This window comes from Sphingomonas sp., assembly GCF_040398505.1.
In the GTDB taxonomy this organism is placed as follows: Bacteria; Pseudomonadota; Alphaproteobacteria; order Sphingomonadales; family Sphingomonadaceae; genus Sphingomonas.
Genome location: NZ_JBBATX010000128.1, coordinates 3,164 through 6,796, shown reverse-complemented (window position 1 = coordinate 6,796; position 3,633 = coordinate 3,164). Strand labels below are relative to the sequence as shown.

The 3,633-nt window shown below is 65.7% G+C and carries 3 protein-coding genes; 2 read left to right on the top strand and 1 reads right to left on the bottom strand.

Annotation, left to right across the window (positions count from 1 at the left end):
• Positions 1–57 precede the first annotated feature (57 nt).
• Together ABWP09_RS12735 and ABWP09_RS12730 are read left to right on the top strand one after the other, a co-directional pair.
• Positions 58–1,062 carry a DNA topoisomerase IB gene (locus ABWP09_RS12735; RefSeq protein ID WP_353205503.1) on the top strand — a complete coding sequence of 335 codons (1,005 nt, stop codon included), beginning with the start codon at positions 58–60 and terminating at the stop codon, positions 1,060–1,062.
• Between the two features lie 10 nt (positions 1,063–1,072).
• Complete coding sequence (locus ABWP09_RS12730) at positions 1,073–2,275, top strand: mechanosensitive ion channel family protein (RefSeq protein ID WP_353205502.1); 1,203 nt, start codon at positions 1,073–1,075, stop codon at positions 2,273–2,275.
• A gap of 97 nt (positions 2,276–2,372) precedes the next feature.
• On the opposite strand, the gene ABWP09_RS12725 is transcribed toward ABWP09_RS12730, so the two are convergent.
• Positions 2,373–3,633 (bottom strand): L-glutamate gamma-semialdehyde dehydrogenase (locus tag ABWP09_RS12725; protein WP_353205501.1); only part of this gene is annotated, 1,261 nt, incomplete at its 5' end.

Here is a 3,633-nt window from a genome sequence, read left to right as displayed (position 1 = left end):
GATAGACCCCCCAAGACGTTCCGGAACGATGCGACGGCCCGTGCATTCTGATCGGCCATGGTCAAGATCAGCTATCACGACGACAGCGCCCCCGGCATCACGCGCAAGAAGATGCGTCACGGCTGGGGCTATTTCGACGCGAATGGCGCGCGGATCCTTGACCGCGAAACGATCGATCGGCTCAACGCGGTCGGCCTGCCCCCGGCGTACCGCGACGCGTGGTTCTGTCCCAAGCCCAACGGCCATATCCAGGCGGTCGGCTGGGACGAAAAGGGCCGCAAGCAATATCGCTATCACCCCGATTTCCGCGAAACGCAGGAGGCGGCGAAGTACGAAGGCTGCGCGGCGTTCGGCCAAAGCTTGCCCAAAGTGCGGGCGCGTGTCGCCGCAGACATGGCGCTACCCGGCGTCAGCCGCGAGAAAGCCGTCGCTGCCGTCGTCCGGCTGCTCGATCTCGGCCATATCCGTGTCGGCAATGAAGGCTATGCCAAGGCCAATAACAGCTTCGGCGCCACGACCTTGCGCAACCGCCACGTCAAGGTCGCCGGAAGCGCGCTCAAGCTCAAATTCCGTGCGAAATCGGGTAAGGAGCGCGTGATGACGATCACCGACAGGACGCTCAGCCGCTTCGTCAAGAAATGTCAGGATTTGCCGGGACAGCATCTCTTCCAGTGGCTCGACGCTGAGGGCGAACCGCATCCGGTGTCGTCGTCCGACGTCAACGAGTATATCCGCACGGCGAGCGGCGGCGATTTCACCGCCAAGCATTTCCGCACCTGGGCGGCGAGCGTCCTCGCGTTCGAGACGCTGGCCACCGCGCGCGCCGATATCGGACTCAAGGCGCTGCTGCTGCCGGTCAGCGAAGCGCTCGGCAATACCCCCGCGATCGCCCGCAAATCCTACGTCCACCCCGCCTTGCTCGCGCTGGTAAAGAGCGGGCAGGCGGAATTCCGCAGCCAATTGCGCTTACCGCGCCGCACCCACTATCTATCGCGCGCCGAACGCGGGTTGATCGCGTTCCTCCAACCCGGCGCGCCAGCGGCGGTCCAGCACGCCGCGTGAAAGTATTGATATGACGACCGGTAACACCTTCAACGCGATCCTGCCGCCGATCAAGGTGCAGGATGTCGATCAGCAAACACGCGCTTTGTTCGGTTCGACCGTGCAATGGGTCGGTACGCACTGGCTGCAAATCCTTATCGCAGTCGGCGTGGCGAGCCTGCTCGTCATCCTGTTTCACTTCATCCGTCGGCTCGCCCGCACCTATTGCGCGCGCCGCACCGGGCCGAGCGGCTGGGCGGGCGTAATCCTGCGCGCGGTGGAAAAAACCGGCAATGTCTTCATGGTGTTGGCTGCCGCAAAGATCGTCACCGTCGCCAATTTCGCCGCGACGCCGGTCGAAGTGGCCGCGACGATCACGTTCCTGTGGACGCTTGTCGCCTGGTTCCAGGTCGCGATCTGGGCGCGGGAAATCATCCTCGGCGCAATCGAACACCGCACCGCGGGCGAACATTATGCCGGCGAGGCGATCAGCAGCGCGATGGGCATCATCCGCTTGCTCATCAGCTTCGCGGTGTTCGCGATCGCCGTCATCGTCGTGCTCGACAATCTCGGCGTCAACGTCACCGGCTTGGTCGCCGGGCTGGGCGTCGGCGGCATCGCGATCGGTCTGGCGGCGCAAGGCATCTTCGCCGATCTGTTTGCAGCGCTCGCGATCATCTTCGACCGCCCATTCCGGCGTGGCGACACGATCGCGTACGATACGACCACCGGGACGGTCGAAAGCATCGGGCTGAAATCGACCCGCATCCGCGCCGCCACCGGCGAGGAGCGGATCATCGCCAACAAGCAGCTGCTGGAAAAGGAAATCCAGAACATCACGCAGCGCGACTATCGTCGGATCATCTTCAAGCTCGGCGTGGTGCAGTGGACGCCCGTCGAAACGCTCAAGCGTTTCCCGGCCTTGCTCAAGGACGTCGTCGAGGGTTGCGAGCAGAAGTTCGTCCGGGCAGGCTTCGTCAAATTCGGCGAGAGCAGCTATGATTTCGACCTCGAATTCGATTCTGAACATGCCGGGTTCACGGAATTTTTCGACGCGCGCCACGCCGTCGGCGTCGCGATCATCGCGCGTATGAACGATGAGGGGATCGCGCTTGCCTACCCGACCCAGACCGCCTTCACCGCCGCGCCCGACGGCGGGCTGATTCTGCCCTATCACGACGCCCCGGCGACCTACCCCCACGCTTCCCCGGCGGAGGCCGGGGCCCAGTCGTGAAGGTCGCGGCAGGGGAAGACTTGCTCACCAACTGAACGCGCGCGACTGGGCCCCGGCCTTCGCCGGGGAAGGATAGAGATTGCAGCGCGCGTCCGTGCTAAATCCCGCCCTCATCAAGGCTCAACAACGTCGCATTGCCGCCAGCGCTGGTCGTGTCGACCGAAACCGCGCGTTCAACCACAAAGCGGTGCAGATAGTGCGGCCCGCCCGCCTTCGGGCCGGTGCCCGACAGTCCCTCCCCGCCGAATGGTTGCGATCCGACCACCGCGCCGATCATCGAGCGGTTGACGTAGAGATTGCCGACCTGCGCCAGCGCCTCGGTCTCCTCCGCCGCGCGCGCGATGCGGCTGTGGAGGCCCATGGTCAGACCGTAACCCTTGGCGTTGACCGCGCGGATCGTCTCGGCGAGCTTGCCCGCAGGCCAGGTCGCGACGTGCAGCACGGGGCCGAACCATTCCTGCGTCAGCGCATCGATGCGGTCGATCCGCACCAGCGTCGGCGGGACGAACAACCCCTCGGCGGGCGCGTCGAGCGTCTTCTCGATCTTGGCCCCCGCGCGGTACGCCATCAGCCGATCATACGCCGCCTGATCGATCACCGGCCCGACATCGGTCGCCGGATCACCCGGATCGCCGAGCCGCAGCGTGTCCATCGCACCCTTCAGCATCTCGATCGTGGTGTCGGCGATTTCCTCCTGCAGCAGCAGCAGCCGCAGCGCCGAACAGCGCTGCCCCGCCGAGCGGAAGGCCGAGGTGATGACATCCGCCACGACTTGCTCGGGCAGTGCAGTCGAATCGACGATCATCGCGTTGATCCCGCCGGTCTCGGCGATCAGCGGGACGATCGGGCGATTGTCATCCTCCAGCAGCGACCGCGCGATCTTGCGCGCGGTGGCGGTCGATCCGGTGAAAGCGACACCGGCGATGCGCGGGTCGGCGGTCAGCGCCGCGCCGAGTTCGGGTCCGCCGGGGAGCAGCACCAGCGCATCTGTCGGCACGCCCGCTTCATGCGCCAGCTCCACCGCACGCGCGGCGATGCGCGGCGTTTGTGGCGCCGGCTTGGCGACGACGGTATTACCGGCGACGAGCGCCGCGACGGTCTGCCCGAGGAAGATCGCCAGCGGGAAGTTCCACGGCGCGATCGTCGCCCACACGCCCCGCCCCTCGAAGCGCAGCACGTTGCGCTCGCCGGTCGGCCCGGGGAGTTCGACGGGCTGCAACCCGTCGCGCGCCTGTTGCGCATAGTAGCGGCAGAAATCGACCGCCTCGCGCACTTCGCCAAGCGCATCGGGGATGGTCTTGAAGGCTTCCTGCACGCAGATCGCCATCAGTTCGTCGCGGTGTGTCTCGAGCAGGTCG

What these genes read in the sequence shown, in the direction of transcription:
- ABWP09_RS12730 (WP_353205502.1), top strand. Translation starts at nt 1,073, where the DNA reads ATGACGACCGGTAACACCTTCAACGCGATCCTGCCGCCGATCAAGGTG.
- ABWP09_RS12735 (WP_353205503.1), top strand. Translation starts at nt 58, where the DNA reads ATGGTCAAGATCAGCTATCACGACGACAGCGCCCCCGGCATCACGCGC.